This is a genomic window from Streptomyces sp. NPDC048636 (genome assembly GCF_040650655.1).
Taxonomy (GTDB): domain Bacteria; phylum Actinomycetota; class Actinomycetes; order Streptomycetales; family Streptomycetaceae; genus Streptomyces.
Genome location: NZ_JBEZHR010000010.1, coordinates 78974 through 98216, shown reverse-complemented (window position 1 = coordinate 98216; position 19243 = coordinate 78974). Strand labels below are relative to the sequence as shown.

20 protein-coding genes are annotated in these 19243 nt (G+C 72.3%); 10 read left to right on the top strand and 10 right to left on the bottom strand.

All coding sequences use genetic code 11. From position 1 onward, the window contains the following. Positions 1-1015: 1015 nt before the first annotated feature. On the bottom strand, positions 1016-1900 hold the full coding sequence (locus AB0C66_RS25420; protein ID WP_362442918.1) for a HEAT repeat domain-containing protein: 885 nt from the start codon (positions 1898-1900) through the stop codon (positions 1016-1018). Positions 1901-2602: 702 nt separating this feature from the next. Continuing rightward, a complete protein-coding gene (locus AB0C66_RS25415; RefSeq protein ID WP_362442915.1) occupies positions 2603-3946 on the bottom strand; it encodes an MFS transporter in 1344 nt (447 codons plus the stop codon). 56 nt (positions 3947-4002) lie between these two features. On the opposite strand from AB0C66_RS25415, the gene AB0C66_RS25410 reads away from it, so the two are divergent. Then, positions 4003-5013, top strand: coding sequence for a DUF5937 family protein (locus AB0C66_RS25410; RefSeq protein WP_362442912.1), 1011 nt, complete (start codon positions 4003-4005; stop codon positions 5011-5013). Positions 5014-5076: 63 nt separating this feature from the next. On the opposite strand, the gene AB0C66_RS25405 is transcribed toward AB0C66_RS25410, so the two are convergent. After that, the gene (locus tag AB0C66_RS25405) at positions 5077-6036 is read right to left on the bottom strand and encodes a hypothetical protein (RefSeq protein WP_362442909.1); all 960 of its coding nucleotides are present in this window, start codon (positions 6034-6036) and stop codon (positions 5077-5079) included. A 604-nt stretch (positions 6037-6640) separates the two neighbouring features. Here AB0C66_RS25405 and AB0C66_RS25400 point away from each other — a divergent pair. After that, positions 6641-7117, top strand: coding sequence for a hypothetical protein (locus tag AB0C66_RS25400; RefSeq protein WP_362442906.1), 477 nt, complete (start codon positions 6641-6643; stop codon positions 7115-7117). Positions 7118-7260: 143 nt separating this feature from the next. Here AB0C66_RS25400 and AB0C66_RS25395 read toward each other — a convergent pair whose 3' ends face one another. Further along, the gene (locus AB0C66_RS25395) at positions 7261-8436 is read right to left on the bottom strand and encodes an epoxide hydrolase (RefSeq protein ID WP_362442903.1); all 1176 of its coding nucleotides are present in this window, start codon (positions 8434-8436) and stop codon (positions 7261-7263) included. Positions 8437-8518: 82 nt separating this feature from the next. Here AB0C66_RS25395 and AB0C66_RS25390 point away from each other — a divergent pair, with 82 nt between their 5' ends. From AB0C66_RS25390 to AB0C66_RS25365, 6 genes are all read left to right on the top strand, one after another. Continuing rightward, entirely contained in the window at positions 8519-9082 is a 564-nt protein-coding gene (locus AB0C66_RS25390; RefSeq protein WP_362442900.1) for a CGNR zinc finger domain-containing protein, read from the top strand. A 131-nt stretch (positions 9083-9213) separates the two neighbouring features. Beyond that, positions 9214-10242, top strand: coding sequence for an N-acetyl-gamma-glutamyl-phosphate reductase (argC, locus tag AB0C66_RS25385; protein ID WP_362442897.1), 1029 nt, complete (start codon positions 9214-9216; stop codon positions 10240-10242). Next, positions 10239-11396 carry a bifunctional glutamate N-acetyltransferase/amino-acid acetyltransferase ArgJ gene (gene argJ / locus AB0C66_RS25380; RefSeq protein ID WP_362442895.1) on the top strand — a complete coding sequence of 386 codons (1158 nt, stop codon included), beginning with the start codon at positions 10239-10241 and terminating at the stop codon, positions 11394-11396. The genes argC and argJ overlap by 4 nt, the downstream gene beginning before the upstream one ends. Continuing rightward, positions 11393-12358 (top strand): acetylglutamate kinase, encoded by a 966-nt coding sequence (gene argB / locus AB0C66_RS25375; RefSeq protein ID WP_362442892.1) that lies wholly within the window; start codon positions 11393-11395, stop codon positions 12356-12358. Before argJ ends, argB begins: the two co-directional genes overlap by 4 nt. Further along, positions 12355-13557, top strand: a complete 1203-nt coding sequence (locus AB0C66_RS25370) for an acetylornithine transaminase (protein ID WP_362442889.1) — start codon at positions 12355-12357, stop codon at positions 13555-13557. The genes argB and AB0C66_RS25370 overlap by 4 nt, the downstream gene beginning before the upstream one ends. Positions 13558-13564: 7 nt before the next feature. Further along, on the top strand, positions 13565-14125 hold the full coding sequence (locus tag AB0C66_RS25365; protein WP_362442886.1) for an arginine repressor: 561 nt from the start codon (positions 13565-13567) through the stop codon (positions 14123-14125). Between the two features lie 114 nt (positions 14126-14239). Here the strand turns inward: AB0C66_RS25365 and AB0C66_RS25360 are convergent, their stop codons facing one another. Further along, positions 14240-14827, bottom strand: a complete 588-nt coding sequence (locus AB0C66_RS25360) for a pyridoxamine 5'-phosphate oxidase family protein (protein WP_362442883.1) — start codon at positions 14825-14827, stop codon at positions 14240-14242. A 52-nt stretch (positions 14828-14879) separates the two neighbouring features. Between AB0C66_RS25360 and AB0C66_RS25355 the strand changes: the two genes are divergently transcribed. After that, entirely contained in the window at positions 14880-15254 is a 375-nt protein-coding gene (locus AB0C66_RS25355; RefSeq protein ID WP_362442880.1) for a DUF488 family protein, read from the top strand. A 40-nt stretch (positions 15255-15294) separates the two neighbouring features. On the opposite strand, the gene AB0C66_RS25350 is transcribed toward AB0C66_RS25355, so the two are convergent. From AB0C66_RS25350 to AB0C66_RS25335, 4 genes are all read right to left on the bottom strand, one after another. Continuing rightward, positions 15295-16080, bottom strand: coding sequence for an FAD:protein FMN transferase (locus AB0C66_RS25350; protein ID WP_362442877.1), 786 nt, complete (start codon positions 16078-16080; stop codon positions 15295-15297). Next, positions 16077-16577: an FMN-binding protein gene (locus AB0C66_RS25345; protein ID WP_362442874.1), complete on the bottom strand. Its 501-nt coding sequence runs from the start codon at positions 16575-16577 to the stop codon at positions 16077-16079. The genes AB0C66_RS25350 and AB0C66_RS25345 overlap by 4 nt, the downstream gene beginning before the upstream one ends. Positions 16578-16646: 69 nt before the next feature. After that, positions 16647-17975: a ferredoxin reductase family protein gene (locus AB0C66_RS25340; RefSeq protein ID WP_362443310.1), complete on the bottom strand. Its 1329-nt coding sequence runs from the start codon at positions 17973-17975 to the stop codon at positions 16647-16649. Positions 17976-18079: 104 nt separating this feature from the next. Further along, the gene (locus AB0C66_RS25335; RefSeq protein WP_362442871.1) at positions 18080-18310 is read right to left on the bottom strand and encodes a hypothetical protein; all 231 of its coding nucleotides are present in this window, start codon (positions 18308-18310) and stop codon (positions 18080-18082) included. A gap of 127 nt (positions 18311-18437) precedes the next feature. Here AB0C66_RS25335 and AB0C66_RS25330 point away from each other — a divergent pair, with 127 nt between their 5' ends. After that, complete coding sequence (locus AB0C66_RS25330; protein ID WP_362442868.1) at positions 18438-18884, top strand: ATP-binding protein; 447 nt, start codon at positions 18438-18440, stop codon at positions 18882-18884. Here AB0C66_RS25330 and AB0C66_RS25325 read toward each other — a convergent pair. Next, the gene (locus AB0C66_RS25325) at positions 18865-19215 is read right to left on the bottom strand and encodes a hypothetical protein (protein WP_362442865.1); all 351 of its coding nucleotides are present in this window, start codon (positions 19213-19215) and stop codon (positions 18865-18867) included. The genes AB0C66_RS25330 and AB0C66_RS25325 overlap by 20 nt on opposite strands. Positions 19216-19243 lie beyond the last annotated feature (28 nt).

Sequence of the window (19243 nt, the reverse complement as noted above, 5' to 3'; positions counted from 1 at the left end):
GAGCGATGAACGGGGAATCCCTGTACGAGAGTGAGTGAATCATCCGTGTTCTGGGTGGACTCGCGGACCCCTCGCCGCCTGCCCCTTTCTGCCCCGCGCCGCCATGGACCGTCGATCGCCCAGGCCGACGTGACTCACTCAGCCGCCGCGAGCAACGCGTCCACCGCCGCGCGGATGAACTCGTCCTCGGTGAAAGTCCGCCACCCGGCGGAGTCGTGAAGGCGGTGGTCGCCGTTGGGCACGTCGCGCAGCAGCCGCGCGGCCGGCAGGGCGGCGGGGCCCATCCGGGTCAGGTACCGCACCGCGGCGAGGATGACCGGCAGACAGCTGCCGTCCGTCAGTGGCCGTACGGCCGTCAGCAGGGCGGGGACCGTGTGCTCGGTGTCACCCGTCGCGGCCCAGAGGGCGTGGGCGGCCTCGACACCGGTCCAGTCACCGGCGGCGGTCAGGGTCCGCAGCCGGTCCGCGTAGCGGGTGGCGTACGGGCCGAGGTCCGCCAGCCGGCGCAGGGCGGCGCCGGGGAACGTGCCGTCCGTGGCGGCGGGTCCCAGCACCGCCAGGGGCAGCTCCGGGTCACCTCCGGTCTTCCAGTAGGCCCAGGCGGCGAGTTGGGCGTCGGCGCCGCCTTCGAGCGCCCGGGCCCGCAGCAGTTCGCACGCCTCGCCGTCCGCCGCCCCGATTCCCGCCAGGGCCGTCGCCGCCGTCGTCCACGGCCGGTCGTCCGCCAGCAGCGGCAGCAGCCGTGGCACGGCCGCCGCGGCGGCCGTGCCCCAGGCGGCGAGCGCCGTGCCGAGTCCGCTGGGCACGGCGTCGTCCGCGACGGCGAGGAGCCGGTCGCAGATCACCGGCAGCAACTGCTCGGCGTGGTCCGGAAGGAGTGCGAGGACCTCGTCGAGCGCGGGCAGTACGGGATGGTGCACGCCTCGGCGCGCGCCGCTGTGCGGGGAGAGCCAGGTGAACCCGGGGCGGGCGCCGGTGACCAGCTCGATGAGGTCAGGTACGCAGCGCGGGTCGTTCATCCGCGCCAGGGCCCAGAGCGCCGCGTCGCCGACCGTGCCCTTCCGGTGTGCCGCAGGGAGCCCGGTGTCGTCCAGCAACCCGGCCACCGCGTCCGCATGGGCGGTGGCCGACGGCCCGAGGCACGCCAGCAGTTCCGCCGCCAGATACCGCGCCTCGGCGGCCGGGTCGTCCAGCCGCGCCGCCAGGGCGGGCAGCAACGCGGTGGTGGTGGTGGGGGGTGGGGGGGCCGCCACTCCGCCGCCAGTCCGCCCGCCTGGGCAAGCGCGCCGATCCGCTGTTCCTCGTCGGGGTGGTCGGCCAGCAGCCCCAGGACGAAGTCCGGGGACGGGCCCGTGAACAGGAGGGCCGTCATCGCCTGGGCGCCGCGCGCGCCTCCGTTGTCCACCATGCTGGTGCCCTGCCACTCCGCCACGCCGGGATCCCGGATCGCCGCCAGGACGAGGTGCAGCTCTCGCACCGGCAGGTCGGGATCGCCCGGCGCCAGGGCGTGCACCGCCGCCAGCCGCAACTGCGGCTCCGGGCCGTGCAGCAGACCGCGCAGCAGATCGTGCACCCGGGCGGCCTCCGGGCCGGCCGGCTCCCGTCCGGTCGCCCGGCCGAGTGCGAGGACCAGGTCCAGCCGGGTCTTGGGATCCTCCTCCGTCTCCCAGCACCGCAGCAGCGCGGGCAGTACGAGCTCTCCGGCGCTGTGGCAGACACCGACGACCTCGACTGCGGCCCGCCGGATCTCCGCCGAAGGATCGGCCAACAGGGCCAGTACGTCCGGCAGTACGCGTGACCAGGAGGGCACCCACCCCGGATCCAGGGACCGTTCGGCGACCTGCCCGGCCTCGTACGCCAGCATCGACATCAAGTCCAGCACCGCGCGACGGCTCGGCACCTCCGGCAGCGAGGCCAGCCGCAGCAGAAAGGGGAGCGCCGCCGAGGCGGCCGGACAGATCCAGCCGCCCTGGTGGAAGAGGAGGTTGAGCAGGTCGTCCGCCGCGTCGTCGGCGTCCTCCGGATCCGGCCCGGCACATCGGCGCAGCAGCCCCGGTACGTCCTCGGCGGTTCCGTAGTGGTGGCGCAGCCCCGCCCAGTCGACCTCGTCCAGCCCCTTCCAGATGCGCGCGACCGTACCCCACTCAAGACGAGGGCGGTCGGTCGGCGCGGGCCGACGAGTGCGCGCAGCATGCCGATGCCCGCCACCACGGCGGCACCGTGCAGGACGACGGCGACGGCTGGGCTCTCCGGCAGGGTGGCGTCGGCGGGGTGGGCGAGCGCCACGAACAGGGTGAGGGGCAGTTTCCAGCCGCTCCAGGCGAAGAGCGGACCCGAGCCGAGCCAGCAGAGCGCGAGCGGCAGTCTGTGGGGCAGCCGTGGCTGCCGGGGCGGGCGAGCAGGAAGCTCCCCGATCGGCAGCAGCCCCGCAGCGAACCCACCAACCCACGACACCTTGATCAGCGCATCCGGCGTCAGCGCCACAGCCGCCCCGTAACCCGCCCAGCGCCCCGCCCGGTCCCACCGTTCCATCCGGATGCCCCCTCGTCGGGATCCACTCCGGGGCCTCCGCGCGCCTCGCCACGTCCCCTGCCGGGCCGGTTCACCTCCGCCGCCCGGCGGAGCCCGGCTCGTCCTTCCGGCCGGGCTCATGGCGATAACGGGGTGCTTCGGCCTGCCCGTTGCCGGGCGGACCGGCCAGTGGGGCGGTGACCGCGGGAAGCTCCCGCAGCGTGCGGAGGGGGGAGCAGAGGAGCGGGAGGAAGGCACCGGCCATGCAGATCGCGCCCGCCCAGACCGCCGTACGTACCCCGGCCGTCTGGCCGACGAGGCCACCGAGGGCGGAGCCGACGGCCAGGGCGCCGGTGAGCAGGAATCGGACGGTGGCGTTCATGCGGCCGAGCAGGGGATCGGGGGTCATGTGCTGGCGCAGGGTGACACCGAGGACATTGCCGATGCCCGTCCTGACCATGGCCGCGAGCCATCCGGCACCGGCCACCCACAGCCACGGCCCGTCGTCGACCAGTGCGACGGCGAGCACGGCGGGGGAGAACCAGAGGCCGGACAGCACCTGGGCACGGCCGTGGCCGAGGCGGACGGCGAGCCGCCGGGCGACTCCGGCGCCGATCAGGACGCCCAGGCCGCCGGCGGCCCAGAAGGCCCCGAGCGCCCCGGCGGGCAGGCCCAGTTCACGGGTGAAGAGCACCGGCAGCATGGCGTTGATCATCTGTGCGCCGAGGTTGCCGAGGGCCGCGGCGAGCGTCAGCGCGCGCAGCTCGCGGCTGCCGAAGACATGGCGCAGCCCTTCCGCTATCTCGGCGCGCAGCCGTCGCCGTTCCGCCGGTGCCACGGCGGGAGGGCGTTGTCGGCCGATGCCTGTGAGACCGGTGGCGGAGGCCAGATAGGCGACCGCCCCGCCGAGTATCGCCAGTGGTGCCGTGAGGAACTGGACCAGGAGTCCGCCCGCCCCGCGTCCGGCGATCCCGGCCCCGGCCATCAGGCTCACGAGGGCGGCGTTCGCCCGCACCAGGCGTTCGCGGCCCACCAGTTCGGGCAGGGCGCTCTGCGAGCCGACGTCGAAGAACACCGTGGCACAGCCGTTCAGCAGGACCACCGCGTACAGCTGGGGCAGCGACAGCACCCCCAGCCACCACGCGACGGGGATCGAGGCGAACAGCACCGCGCGGGCGGCGTCGGCGGCCACCAGCACCCGGCGGCCGGGCAGGCGGTCCACCCAGGCGCCCGCGGGCAGGCCGATGAGGAGGAAGGCGGCGGTGGACAGCGCGGCCAGCGCACCGGCCTGGCCGGGGCCCGCGCCGAGTGCGGTGACGGCGAGCAGCGGGATCGCCACGTAGCCGACGTTGCTGCCGAGGTGGCTGAGGGCGCCCGCGGCGAAGAGCCTGCGGAAGTCGTGCGACCGCCACGGGGAAGGGTGCGCTTCGGTCATGCGCGGTACGGTGCGCGACCGCTGACCGCTTCTCCCATTGATTTACCCTGAACTAAATGATCGAGATCGAACTCGGCTTGGAGGACGTGGCCCGGACCCGCTTCGCGATCTCCCCGCTGTGGGAGGTGGTGGCCAGCGTCCGGGTCCTCAAGGGCGCGGACGGACACGGCCTGCACCGCACCTGGGCGGAACGGGTGCGCCCCCGGCTGGCGGCGGCGGACCTCGATCTGGGCCCGCTGTTCGACCTCGTTCCGGTGCCGACGCGTTCGGCCTGGGCCGGGCGCATCCCCGGATTCATCTGCCCGCCGCCCACGACACCGCTGCCGTCACTGCACGTGGAGCTGGCGACGGTCCGGGCCACCCCGTCCGCCCTGCTGCACACGACGGCCGAGGTGCCGCCCGCACGGATGGCGGCGCTGCGCGCCGACCCGGCGGCCGCACTCGGGCGGTTGGCCGACGTGATCGAGGCGTACTGGGAACTGGCCCTGGCGCCCTACTGGTCGCGGATCCTCACCATGCTGGAAGGCGACATCCGCTACCGCGCCGGCCGCCTGGTCGAAGGCGGCGCCCAGCACCTCTTCGCGGACCTCGACCCCCAGGTCGCCTGGGCGGGGGGCACTCTGCATCTGGATCACCGCACCGCGCGCGGGGCGCGACAACTGGCCGGTCGGGGCCTGCTGCTGGTGCCGTCCGTCTTCGTGTGGCCGCGGGTGTTCTCCGTGCTCGTCGAGCCATGGCTGCCCACCCTGCGCTACCCGCCGCGCGCCGTCGGCACGCTCTGGCACACCCGGCCCGTGACCGTGTCCGATGCCCTGGCGGGGGTGCTGGGCCGCTCCCGCGCGACACTCCTGACGGAGCTGACCGCCCCCGCCTCGACCACCGACCTCGCCCGCCGCACCGGGCTGACGCCCGGCGGCGTCTCCCAGCACCTGACGGCCCTGCGCACCGCCGGTCTGGTCAGCGCCCACCGCGCGGGCAGACAGGTGCTGTACGCGCGCACCCGCGCCGGAGAGACCGTTGTGGAAGCCGCGGGCGAGGGATCACCACCGTCCAGCGCCCGCCCGTGAGGCCAGCGCTCAACTGTGGTGACGGAGCGCGTGAGGCGGCCCGTTCGGCCGGCTGAGGCGTGGTCAGGCACCGGACGCACGAAGCCCGGCCACCGCCCACTTCGCCCGGGTGGACAGCGGGCTGAGCTCCTTCGCCGACTCCTTGGCGATCGTGCGCAGCAGAAGCCTGGAGTGTGCCATCGTCGTGCGCGCGAGTTCCGCGTCACCGGCTTCGATCGCCGCGAGCGTCAGCTCCAGGTGCTGCTCGGTGATCAGCTGGCCGAGTCTGCGGCGGTGCCACTCCCGCACCGTTGCGTCCGGTGCGGTGCTGTCGGCGCCGACCGCCGCCCGGGCCCGCTCCAGCGCCCGCCCCGCCGCGAGGAGGTCTCCCTTGCGGCGTTCCAGGCGCGCCAGTACGTACGCCTCCGAGGCCCGCTCCCGCGCGGTGTCCTGCAGCCAGAGCAGGCAGAACTGGGCGCGGGCCGCCTGCGCGTGATCGCCGATTTCTTCCAGCGCGCGGCTGAGCTTCCGGAGCCGGTCCGCGTCCGGGCCCGTGTCGTCCAGCAGGCGGATGAGCGCGACCCGGGCTTGCTCGACCCGCCCCTGCCGGTGGGCCAGTTCGATCCAGGTGAACTCGCTCTCCGCGGCCACGGCCCGTCCGGCCCACTCCACCGCCTCCGCGGTGTCGGTGATCTGCCCGGTGGTGGCCGACCGCAGCAGCGGAACGTCCCCGTCCAGCCCGTGCGAGGCCACCAGCGCCGCGGCCAACCACCGCTCCTCGTACCACTCGGACCGCTCCGCGTTCTCGCACTCCAGCAGGAAGCGCAGCAGCGGCAGATCACCGTCACGGCGGTCGTACCGCGCCGCGCGCAGCACCCCGGCCCGCAGCACCGGATCCCCGGCCACCTCCTCGCGCGCGCCGTGGTCCCCGGAGCGCAGCCGCTCCAGAGCCTCCTGCCCGGGGGTGAGCACGATGTCGCGCAGGGGCTGCCGGAAGGGCTCGTCCAGCCGGTAGGCCACGAGCTCCGCGGAGTTGAGCAGCACATGGTCCGCTCGGTGCGCCGGGCGGCCGACTCCGACCGGGCGAGGAGTTCGGCCAGCGGCCGGTCCGGCAGACCCAGACCGTCGATCAACGCCGCCCGTCGCGCGTCCAGGTCCGGGACGAACTCCTTCCGTGCCTCGTGGTCCGCCGCGCGTATCGCGGCGCGCAGGCTCTCCTCGTCCAGTCCGGCGGAGCGGGTCTCGCACCACCAGGGCAGTCGGACCAGGATCTCGAGCGCCTCGCCGACACTGTCGGCGAACAGCGCGGCGCCTCCCTCGGAGGACGCGTGGAGCACGGCCGATCCCCCGGACAGGAAATACGTCCCGCCGGTGTCGTCCCCCGCGATCGGCTCCAGCGACCCACCGGACGCCAGGTGCACCTCCTCGACGTGGTATGTCCGGCGCACATCGAAGTGGAACGGGAACGCGGCCAGTTCGGCCAGATCGGGGCGGGCGCGCAACAGGTCCAGAACGCGGTCGGTCATACGGCGAACCCTAATCAGGCCCCGCCACTCACCCCATGGGCTCGCGGTGGTGTCAGGGGGCTCGCATAGCCTCCGCGGTGACGGCGCGGGCGGGTGACTCGCGCGGAGGGGCGGACGGTGACATGGGTGACCACACTCCGTGGGGGGCCGGGCGCGATCGGCACGCCGCGCTGATCGTCAGGACCGACCACGGCGACGAGCGGGCATGGGCCGCGGTGCGTGCGGAGCGGATGAAGCCCTGGGGGGACGGAGACTTCGCACGGTACGTCCACATCGTCGACGATCCGGCGTGGGCCGGATCCACACCGGCCCGGATGCTCTCCGCGGCGTCCGCCGACGCGGAGCTGGGCGTGGTGTTCCTGGCCGACCGCGAGTCCCTGGCGGACGGCCCGTGCACTCTGCTGGCACTGGCGGTGCTCACCAGGGACGAGTGCGACAGCGACGAGGAGTTCGAGGCGGACGGTGGCCAGTTCCGCACGGTGGCGGCCGGAGTCCACGAGATCCACGCGAACCTGATGATCGCCAACCTGTCATTCGGTGACTTCAAGGAGGCGGCACAGGCGGACCCTCAGGGCGTCTTCCGCGGGTTCGCCACGTGAAGAACGTGAAGAACATGAAGAACATCAAGAAGCAGAGGGATGGCCCTGTCAACGCGGGCCGGCGGCTCCGTCGGGGGCGCTGTGGTGCCGGTCGGTCAGGGCTGTGATTCCTGCTGCGGCCGCTTGCCGGCACCCAGCCGCGTTCACCGATGGGCGGCCAGCACTGCCGCGAGGCCCTCTCGCAGATCCATGACGAAATACTCGGGAACCTCCAGCGACGCGAAATGTCCCCCCTTCTCGGGCGACCTCCATCGGACGATTCGCCGGTACCGCTCCTGTGCCCAGGGTTGCGGGCACTTTTCGATGTCGCGGGGATACACAATGATTGCTGACGGGACGTCGACCCGGAGTTCGGGGTCGAGCGAGAGGTGGCTTTCGTAGTAAATGCGGGCTGACGATGCGCCGGTCCGCGTCAGCCAATACAGGGTGACGTTGTCAAGAACCCTGTCCATGGAAATCGTCTCGAACGGGCTGTCTTCGGTATCTGTCCACTCAGCGAACTTGTCAAGGATCCAGGCGAGAAGTCCGACTGGTGAGTCGACGAGCGAGTAGCCGATGGTCTGCGGTCGGGTCGCCTGCTGCTTCGCGAACGCCGCGCGGGGGCCGCCCCAGAAGTCGTGGGTTTCCTCGGTCCATTTGCGCTCGGCCGCCGTCAGCCCGTCCGTTGTCAACCCGGGCGGTGACTGCGCGGTCGTTGTGTGGATGCCGAGAACGTGCGCCGGGAACCTGCCGCCGAGGACCGTGGTGATCGGACCTCCCCAGTCGCCGCCGTGGGCTACGAACTTGCTGTAGCCGAGCCTTCCCATCAGTTCCACCCACGCGGCCGCGATCTTTTCGATTCCCCACCCGGTGGTGGCCGGCTTGTCACTGTAGCCAAAGCCTGGCAACGACGGGACCACGACGTGGAACGCCGGTGCGTCCGCGTTTTTCGGATCCGCCAGTTCGTCCACTACATCGATGAACTCGGCGATGCTGCCCGGCCAACCGTGCGTCATGATCAGAGGAGTGGCATCTGCGCGCGCGGATCGGCGGTGCAGGAAGTGGATTCCCAGATCATCAATGGTCGTGCGGAACTGGCCGATCTGGTTGAGGCGCGCTTCGAACGACCGCCAGTCGTACCCGGTGCGCCAGTAGTTCACGACATCGACGAGGTCGGCGAGCGGAACGCCCTGCTCCCATCGGTGCGGGCCGGGCGCGGCGCGATGGACCGTCTCGGCCTCCGGTAGTCGCGCCGCGGCCAGCCGCGCACGCAAATCGTCGAGGTCGGCGTCTGTCGCGTGGGCTTCAAAGGCTTGCACGTCGCTGGTGGGACGGGGCATGAGACCTCCTGGCCATCGTGGAACCGGCTAAGACGGTTCTAGCAGTTCTCCGAGCCACGCCGCAACCGGCTAAGGTGGTTCCATGTGTGCCGCGTTTCCTGACTTCCGCCTCGGTAAGGTGCTGGCGACCAGCTTCACGGGGACTCTGTCGGAGCGTCATGGCGACGCCGTGGAGCGCATTCCCGTGCCGCACCGACTCGTCGACTGGCTGACGGTGAACGGACTGGCGGTGGACTCGTGCACCCCCGCCCAGCTCGCCCTCGCCCGGGAGCTGAGGGAGTCGATTCACGTCGCCGCGACAGCGGCCGCGCTCCAGGACGCCCTCCCTGTCTCCGCTGTCCACGTCATCAATGACCGCAGCGCTCAGGGCCGGGCCGCGGCGATCCTGACGCCCGAGGGTGAGCGGCGCTGGCAACTCGGCTCGGCTTCCTGTGTGGAAGACGCCCTCGGCGTGATCGCCGCCGACGCGATCAGCGTCATCGCGGGTGAACGCGACGGAAAGCTGGCCTTGTGTGCGTCACCGACCTGCCGGGCCGCCTTCTTCGACACCAGCCAGAGCCGCACGCGCAGATGGTGTGACATGAACACGTGTGGGAATCGCCAGAAGAAGGCGCGCTTCCACGCCAACCAGCGCAAAAACCCCTGATCAGTGGAGTGATCGTCACCCCGGTTGCCCCAGGGGCTCCCATGTCCGCGACCCCTTGGCTGTGACGGCGCCCCCTCCTTTGCATAAAACTGCCTTCGATCGTATAGTCATGCCATACCTGAGGAGGAGCGATGGCGGTACGTGCTGCGGTGGCGGGGGCGAGCGGATACGCGGGCGGCGAGCTGCTGCGTCTGCTGCTGGCCCACCCCGAGGTGGAGATCGGCGCCCTGACCGGCAACTCCAACGCCGGACAGCCGCTCGCCGCCCTCCAGCCGCATCTGCTCCCGCTCGCCGACCGGGTGCTCGAGCCGACCGGCGCGGACGTCCTGGCCGGACATGACGTGGTCTTCCTCGCGCTGCCGCACGGCCAGTCCGCCGCCGTCGCCGAGCAGCTCGGTGACCGGGTCCTGGTCATCGACTGCGGCGCCGACTTCCGGCTGGCGGACGCGGCGGACTGGGAGCGGTTCTACGGTTCGCCGCACGCCGGTACCTGGCCCTACGGCCTGCCCGAGCTGCCCGGGGCCCGCGCCGCGCTGGCCGGGTCCACCCGCGTCGCGGTGCCGGGCTGCTATCCGACCGCCGTCTCGCTCGCGCTGTTCCCCGCCTACGCGGCAGGGCTCCTCGAGCCCGAGGCCGTGATCGTCGCCGCCTCCGGCAGCTCCGGCGCGGGCAAGGCGCCCAAACCGCATCTGCTGGGAAGCGAGGTCATGGGCGCCATGAGCCCGTACGGCGTGGGCGGCGGCCACCGGCACACCCCCGAGATCATCCAGAACCTCTCGGCCGCGGCCGGGACGCGCGTCTCCGTCTCCTTCACCCCGACCCTGGCGCCCATGCCCCGCGGCATCCTGGCCACTTGTAGCGCCAAGGTCAGGCCCGGGGTGACGGCGGAGGCGCTGCGGGCCGCGTACGACAAGGCGCTGCGGGACGAGCCGTTCGTCCGGCTGCTCCCCGAGGGCCAGTGGCCCTCCACCGCCGCCGTGTACGGATCCAACGCCGCGCTGCTCCAGGTCGCCCTCGACGAGGCGGCCGGCCGCGCCATCGTGATCAGCGCCATCGACAACCTCACCAAGGGCACCGCCGGTGGCGCGGTGCAGAGCATGAACATCGCCCTCGGCCTCCCCGAGGAGCTGGGACTTTCCACGATCGGAGTCGCTCCATGAGCGTTACGGCCGCCAAGGGGTTCACCGCCTCGGGCGTCGCGGCAGGGATCAAGGAGAACGGAAACCCCGATCTCGCTCTTGTCGTCAACAACGGGCCGCGCCTGGACGCCGCGGGTGTCTTCACCTCCAACCGCGTCAAGGCCGCCCCGGTGCTCTGGTCCGAGCAGGTGCTGAGGGGCGGACAGGTCTCGGCGGTGGTCCTCAACTCCGGTGGCGCCAACGCCTGCACCGGTCCGCTCGGCTTCCAGGACACCCACGCGACCGCCGAGAAGGCCGCGGACGTCCTCGGGCACAGCGCGGGCGAGGTGGCCGTCGCCTCCACCGGGCTCATCGGCCTCCGGCTGCCGATGGACGCGCTGCTGTCCGGTATCGGCAAGGCCGCCGACGCCCTCTCCCCGCACGGCGGCGCCAAGGCCGCCATCGCCATCAAGACCACCGACACCGTGCACAAGACCGCCGTCGTGCAGAGCGCGGACGGCGCCTGGACGGTCGGCGGGATGGCCAAGGGCGCGGGCATGCTGGCCCCCGGCCTGGCCACCATGCTCGTCGTCCTCACCACCGACGCCGAGGTGGGCGCCGCGGAACTGGACGCCGCGCTGCGCGCCGCCACCCGCACCACCTTCGACCGGGTGGACTCCGACGGCTGTATGTCCACCAACGACACGGTGCTGCTGCTGTCCTCCGGCGCCTCCGGGACCGCCCCGGACCGGGCCGAGTTCGCCGAGGCCGTCCGCGCGGTCTGCGACGACCTCGCCCGGCAGCTGATCGGGGACGCCGAGGGCGCCTCCAAGGACATCCGTATCGAGGTCATCGGCGCGGCCACCGAGGACGACGCCGTCGAGGTGGGCCGTTCCATCGCCCGGAACAACCTCCTCAAGTGCGCCATCCACGGCGAGGACCCCAACTGGGGCCGGGTGCTCTCCGCGATCGGCACCACCTCCGCCGTCTTCGACCCCGACCAGCTCAACGTCGCCATCAACGATGTGTGGGTCTGCAAGAACGGTTCGGTCGGCGAGGACCGTGAACTGGTCGATATGCGCTACCGCGAAGTGCGGATCACCGCCGATCTGTCCGCGGGCGCCGAGTCGGCCGTCATCTGGGCCAACGATCTGACCGCCGACTACGTCCACGAGAACAGCGCGTACTCCTCATGACGCAGACCAGCCCCGCCACCCCGGACCCCGCTTCCCGGCCCGCCGCCCGTAAGCACACCGCGTTGCCCAAGGCCCGCACCCTCATCGAGGCGCTGCCCTGGCTGACCCGTCACCACGGCAAGACCGTCGTGATCAAGTTCGGCGGCAACGCCATGGTCGACGAGGAGCTGAAGGCCGCCTTCGCCCAGGATGTGGTCTTCCTCCGGCACGCCGGACTGCGCCCCGTCGTGGTGCACGGCGGCGGCCCGCAGATCAGCGCCCAGCTCGACAAGCTGGGCCTGGTCTCGGAGTTCAAGGCCGGACTGCGGGTCACCTCGCCCGAGGCCATGGACGTCGTACGGATGGTGCTGGCCGGACAGGTCCAGCGCGAGCTGGTCGGTCTGCTCAACCAGCACGGCCCGCTGGCCGTAGGGCTGACCGGCGAGGACGCCCACACCATGACCGCCACCAAGCGCTGGGCCGACGTCGACGGCGAACGGGTGGACATCGGCCGGGTCGGTGAGATCACCCGGATCGAGCCGGGCGCGGTCCGGGCGCTGCTCGACGACGGCCGGATCCCGGTGGTCTCCTCCATCGCCCGCAGCGCCGACGACGGCCATGTCTACAACATCAACGCCGACACCGCCGCCGCCGCGCTCGCCGCAGCCCTCGGCGCCGAGACGCTGATGGTGCTCACCGACGTCGAGGGGCTGTACGCGGACTGGCCCGACAGCGACGAGGTGATCAGCCAGCTCACCGCGAGTGAGCTGGAGAAGCTGCTGCCGGAGCTCGCCAGCGGCATGGTGCCCAAGATGGAGGGCTGTCTGCACGCCGTGCGCAACGGCGTCACCACCGCCCGGGTGCTCGACGGCCGCGTCCAGCACTCCATCTTGCTGGAGATCTTCACCGACGAAGGCATCGGCACCATGATCGTGCCCGACCCGGACGCCACGGCCCAGGACGACGAGGGGGAGGACCAGTGAGCAACACCGGACTCGCACAGCGCTGGCAGGGGGCGCTGATGGACAACTACGGCACCCCCCGCCTCGCCCTCACCCACGGCGAGGGCGCCCGGCTGTGGGACGCCGACGGCAAGGAGTACCTGGACTTCGTCGGCGGTATCGCCGTCAACGCCCTCGGCCACGCCCACCCCGCCGTCGTCCGGGCGGTCTCCGACCAGATCGCCACCCTCGGCCATGTCTCCAACCTGTTCATGGCCGAACCGCCGGTGGCGCTCGCCGAGCGGCTGCTCCAGCTCTCCGGCCGGGCCGGGCGGGTCTACTTCTCCAACTCCGGCGCGGAGGCGGTCGAGGCCGCGTTCAAGATCGGGCGGCGCACCGGCCGCACCCATATGGTGGCCGCCACCGGAGGCTTCCACGGCCGCACCATGGGCGCCCTCGCGCTGACCGGCCAGCCCGCCAAGCAGGAACCTTTCCTTCCGCTGCCCGGCGAGGTCAGCCACGTTCCGTTCGGCGACACCGAGGCGCTGCGCGCGGCCGTCACCACCGACACCGCCCTCGTCATCGTCGAACCGGTGCAGGGCGAGAACGGCGTGGTGGTGCCCCCGGCGGGCTACCTCGCCGCGGCGCGCGAGATCACCCGGGCCACCGGCACCCTGCTGGTGATCGACGAGATCCAGACCGGAATCGGCCGCACCGGACACTGGTTCGCGCACCAGGCGCAGGGGGTGGAGCCCGATGTGGTCACCCTCGCCAAGGGGCTCGGCGGTGGACTGCCGATCGGCGCGACCCTCGCCTTCGGGCCCGCCGCGGAGCTGTTGACCCCAGGTCAGCACGGTTCCACCTTCGGTGGGAACCCGGTGGCGTGCGCCGCCGCCCTCGCCGTGCTGGACACGCTGGAGGCCGATGGGGCCCTCGACGGCGTCAAGCGCGCGGGGGAGCGGCTGCGTGACGGGATCGAGTCGCTCGGCCACCCGTTGATCGGCCAGGTCCGTGGCGCCGGGCTGCTGCTGGGTATCGTGCTCACAGAGTCCCTCGCGCCACAGGTGCAGCAGGCGGCTCAGGACGCGGGACTCCTGGTGAACTCGGTGGCTCCGGACGTGGTCCGGCTCGCCCCGCCGCTCGTCGTCGCCGACGGCGAGATCGACACCTTCCTCCGGGGACTGCCCGCCGTCCTGGACGCAGTCCACGAGGGCCACGGGGAACGACGATCCGGAGACTGACGAGACGATGACCGAGGCGCAGCACACCGAGGCCCAGGACGACGCCGGGACGAACCACAACGGTCCGTCCGTGCCGCAGACCCGCACCGCGCGCCACCGCCGGATCGTGGACATCCTGAACCGGCAGCCGGTCCGCTCCCAGAGCCAGCTCGCGAAGCTGCTCGCCGACGACGGACTCTCCGTCACCCAGGCGACGCTCTCCCGCGACCTGGACGAACTGGGCGCGGTGAAGATCCGCAACACCGGTGGCGAGCTGATCTACGCGGTGCCCAGCGAGGGCGGCGACCGCACCCCTCGCGCCCCGCTCGGCGAGTCGGCGAGCGAGGCGCGGATGGCGCGGCTGGCGGGTGAACTCCTCATCTCCGCCGAGGCGTCGGCCAACCTGGTGGTGCTGCGCACCCCGCCCGGCGCCGCCCAGTTCCTGGCCTCGGCCATCGACTCGGCGGAGCTGCACGCCATCCTCGGCACCATCGCGGGGGATGACACGGTGCTGCTGATCAGCCGGGACCCGGCGGGCGGCCAGGCGCTCGCCGACCATCTGCTGCGGCTGGCCCAGAAGGCGCGCTGAGCGCTCCGCCGTGCCCGCGAGATGCCGTCGGGTGGCCGCGGCCGCGTCGTGGCCGGTCGCGCTCACGCGGCGGAGCCGCACATCGACACCGCCCGCGCCCCTTCGGGGCGTCCCTCAGGCCGGACTCGGCGGCAGGGGCAGCGGCAGCCCCGGCAGACCGTCGATGCTGTGCGCGATGTGCTCCTTCTTCTCGAAGTAGCGGCCGAGCGAGTCGTCGTCCTCCCGCCGGAAGCGGTCACCGTGCAGGGTGCGCTCCTCGCGGTAGTCCAGAAACGGGACCGCGTAGCCACAGGTGTCCCGGATCAGCTCGGCGGTCACCACGATGACCGCGCGCAGCCCGTGCGCGTCGATGTCCACCCCGGAGAAGTGCTCCAGCAGCCCGGGGAACCGCGGGTCGTCACGGAACACCGGCTCCCCGCGGCCGTGCACCCGCACGATGTTCGGCGGGCCGGTGAAGGCACACCACATCAGCGTGATGCGTCCGTTCTCCCGCAGATGGGCGATGGTCTCCGCGTTGCTCCCGGCGAAGTCCAGGTACGCCACGGTTTGTTCGTCGAGTACGGCGAAGGACCCGGCCAGCCCCTTGGGGGAGAGATTCACCGTCCCCTCGCCGTCCAGCGGGGCGGTGGCGGTGAAGAAGATCTTCTGCTGTTCGATGAAAGTCCGCAGCCTGCCGTCGATCCGTTCGTACACCTTTCCCATGTGGCGCATTATCCGCCGGGGTCGCGGCCCCGGGGATGGTTCCATGGGTGATATGGCCGACAGGAACCGGCCCGGCGTCCGTGTCCGCCGGGTCTACGAGCCACCGGAGCCGGACGACGGCACCCGGGTCCTGGTGGACCGTATCTGGCCCCGGGGCCTGGCCAAGGACGACGCCCGGCTGGACGGGTGGGCCAAGGCCGCGGCCCCCTCCACCGAGCTGCGCCGCTGGTACGGCCACCAGCATGAGCGCTATGCCGAGTTCGCCCGGCGCTACCGCGCCGAACTGGCCGACCCGGAGCGGGCCGAGGCCGTGGAGCGGCTGCGGGAGCGCGCCGCGGAGGGCCCGCTGACGCTCCTCACCGCCACCAGGGACCTCGACCACTCACATGCCCCGCTGCTCGCGGACGCCGTGCGCGGCCACCGCTGATCACGGGATCCGGGTTCGCGGGAGTACGGGGGCGCCCGGTTCACACCCCGCACAGGTCCGCCGCGTACCGGGCGAAGCCGCTGGTCTGCCAGGTGGTACCGGCCGCCGTGACCACGAACGCCTCGGCCCCGGCCAGCCGTTGCAGCCACGGGCGGGCCCGTTCCGCGCCCATCGCGCAGGCCGCCGTCGCCCAGGCGTCCGCGTCGGCCAGACTGGTGGCGAGCACGGTGACCGAGGCCAGTCCCCGCACCGGGGGGAGACCGGTGTGCGGGTCCAGGACGTGGCAGCCCCGCTCGGCCGGGCCCGAGGTCGCCACCGCCAGCTCGCCCTGCGCCTCCACGACGGCGATCAGCTCACCGCGCCGATGCGGATCGGCCACTCCCACCCGCCATGGCCCGCCGTGCACCTGCACATCACCGCCACCGTTGACACACACCGACCCGGCGCCCGCCGAGACCAGCATCCGGGCGGCACGTTCCACCGCCCACCCCTTGACCAGACCGGTCGGATCCGGCGTTCCACCGGCGTAGCGGGCGCTGAACCAGCCGCCGCTGCGGTACTCGGCGTCCTCGCACATCCGCAGCACATCGCGGACGTCCGGATCGCACTGCGCCGGTGTCAGCTCACCGCGGGCCACCCTGCTGATCTGGCTCTCCGGCCGGAACGGGGAGAACAGCTCGTCCACCCGGTGCAGCCCCACCACGGCCCCGTCCAGTGCGGCCTGCACCCGTGGCCGGGCCGCCTCCTCCACCTCGCGCACATCGAAGGAGAAGACGGTGCCCATGACGTGTTCGACATGGCGCAGCGGTTCGAGTTCACAGCTCATTTCACACCTGCCTTGTCGAGGGCGCTCTGGAGCGAGGTGGCGTACCCCTGACTGGTGTAGGTGGCACCGGAGACGGTGTCCACCTTCGCCGCGGCCACCGCCTGCTGATTGAGCTTGGGCACCGCGTCCTTGGCGATCTGCACGCTCTGGGGCTCGGTGTCGGGGGTCTTGACCGCCTGTGCCGAGGTGATCTTCGTCCCGCTGAGGGTGAGGGCCACCTGTACGGGCCCGTACTGGGTCCGCGCCTCGTCCCCGGTGACGGTCCGGGTGGCGGCGCCCCCGCCGCCCGCCTTGCCGCCGCCCGCCTTGCCGCCCTGCGCGGCGCCGCCGTCCGCCGGTGCGGTGGCGGCGGCCGGCGGCGCCTGTCCGGCCGCTCCGGGCTGGGCGACGGTCTCCCCGCCCGAACCGGGCTGTTTCAGGGCGAGCAGCGCCACCACACCGGCGACGGTCGCGGCCGTGCCCAGGATGATGCGGCGCAGCGGATGCTTCCTCTTCATGGCTTCACCTCGGTCACAGCGGGGGAACGTCGGTCAGGGCGTCCGGCCCGGTCGCACCGGGCCGGACGGTCACAGCTCGAAGGATTCGTGGTGGATGCGGCGGTCCGGCACACCGGCCTCGCGCAGCGCCCCGTACGCGTGCTCGGCCAGTCCCGGCGGCCCGCACAGATAGACGTCGTGGTCCTCGACATCGGGCAGCAGCGACCGCAGCCGCTCCGCGGTGATCTCCGGACGGGCGCCGTCCGGGCCGTTCACCGCGTACAGCAGCCGGGCCCCCCGTTCGTTCGCGATCTGCTTCAGCTCCCCCCACAGCGCCAGATCGTCCACGCTCCGGGCGCGGTACAGCAGGGTGAGGTCGCCGCCCCGGCCGGGCAGCGTCTCGAACAGCGCCCGGATCGGGGTGATCCCGGCCCCGCCGGCGATCATCAGCACCTTGCCGCGGCTGCGCCGCCCCGCGGTCATCGCCCCGTACGGCCCCTCCGCCCACACCCGGGTACCGGGCTCGAGCGAGGCCAGCCCGGAGCTGTGCCCGCCCACCGCCTTCACGGTGATCCGCAGCAGCTGCGGCCGGGGCGGCGCGGACAGCGAGTACGGATGGGAGCCCCAGCGCAGTCCGGGCGCCAGGAAGCGCCACCGGAAGAACTGTCCCGCCTCGGCGCCCAGCCGGTGCAGCCGCCGCCCCTTGATCAGCACCGACACCATCCCCGGCGCCTCCTGCACCACGGACGCCACCCGCATCCGGTGCCGCAGGTTCAGCCGCAGCGGCATCAGCAGCCGGTACCAGACCACCAGCGCGGTGACCGTGCCGTACAGCGCGTACCACGCGGTCCTGGCCGTCTCGTCCCCGACGAACTCCGCACCGGTGGAGAGCTGGTGCCAGAACGTCAGGAACACCGCGCCATAGGTCAGCAGATGCAGGTAGTACCAGACCTCGTAGGAGATCCGGCGGCGCACCATCCCCGCCGAGATCAGCCCGATCACCACCAGCGCCACGGTGCCGATGGTCGCCTCGAGCATGTCGGGGAAGTCCGTCACCACCGTCACGGCCTGCTCGACCAGTCCGGTGCCCGCCTGTTCGGCGTACCCGGCGACGATCAGGCCCACATGCGCCACGATCAGACACAGGGCGTACCGCCCGCTCATCGCGTGCCACCGGGCCACCCGGTCCGACCCCACCCGCCGCTCCAGCGCGGGCACCCGCGCCATCAGCAGCACCACCAGCGCCAGTACGTATCCCCCGAGCAGGCCGCTGAGCCGTCCGGCCCCGGTGAGCCACTGGGTGGTGCCCTCCACGTTGGGGGTGTTCCGCCACCACAGCGACAGCACCGCCGCGGCCCCCGTCCAGCTGAGCACGAGCAGCGGCACGGCGGGCGAACGGCGCGGCCGGATCCGGCGCATGGTCTGCCGCCGCCCGGCCCGGCTGTTGAGTAGCGTCGTCACGGCCTGTCCCCTTCGCTTAAGAGCTCCGGCGAACGGAGGTACGGCTACGAGGTCCCGATGACTCAGACGCGGCCGGAATTCATGGGTTCTGCCGTGAGCGGGGCTTTCAGGATGACGTGAAGTCGTTCGGTGATCACGTCGCCGATGCGGCGGACGCCGCCGGTTCGTTGGGCGCCGGCAAGGACATACCTGAGCTGGGACTGGTGGGCGCGGCGCTCGCCCTTGACCACGGCCCCGAATGCCCGCAGGCCGTCCGAAGGCTCCGGTTCGTTGTTGCTCGCGTTCTCCGCCATACCTGTTCAACGCGCCCAGGGGCAGGGTCGGTTACGCGTACGGTCCGACCGGCCGTACCCGTACGCCCGCTCCCCGTACGGGCCGCTGACCTGGTTCGACCCATCGGGCAACCGGAACGGTGGCCGCATGTCCGCCCCAGCACGGCAGGAGGCCCAAGCCCCCGCCACCGTACGCACCTTCACCCGTCGGCTCAGCCCCACCCGGAGGGGAGCCAGGCTCGCCCGGCTGCTCGTGGTCCGGCAGCTGAACGCATGGGAGTGTCCGAGCGAACCGAACGCTGACGCCGCCGCGATCGTCGCCGAACTCGCGGCAAACGCCGTCACGCACGGCCGGGTGGCCGGGCGGGACTTCGAGGTGGGGCTCGTCCTCACCGGGCCGACGCTACGGATCGAGGTCGCCGACACCCGTGCCGAACGACGCCCGTCCGTCGTCGCCGACCCGGGCCCGGACTGCGAGAGCGGCCGTGGACTACTCCTGGTGTCGGCCCTCGCCACCCGCTGGGGCGTCGCCGAGCGGCGCGGCCCGGGGAAGACGGTCTGGGCCGAGATCGACCTCAGCGGTGGTGGCGTTTGATCGGATAGGAGACGTCGGAGCGCGGCTCCCGCTCGGACTTCTTCCGGTCGTGGTGGCGAAACTTGATCGGGTAGGACACCGTCGAGCGCGGTTCGGGCCGCTTCTTGCCGCTCGCTCTGCCCTCCTTCTTGCTCTTCCCCTCGTCCTTCTGGACGTGCACGGGATACCGCCCCGTCCGATGCGGCCCGGGTGACTTTCCGTCGCCGGAATCGCCGTCGCCCTGGCCGTTGATCCACAGCACCCCCGCCACGACGACACCGAACACCATCGTCTGATTCCACTTGACCGGCACCGACTCCCCCTCGGTCCACAGCTGCGCATGCCCCCGCACCGGGCATGGTCCCATCCACCGGGGGGGG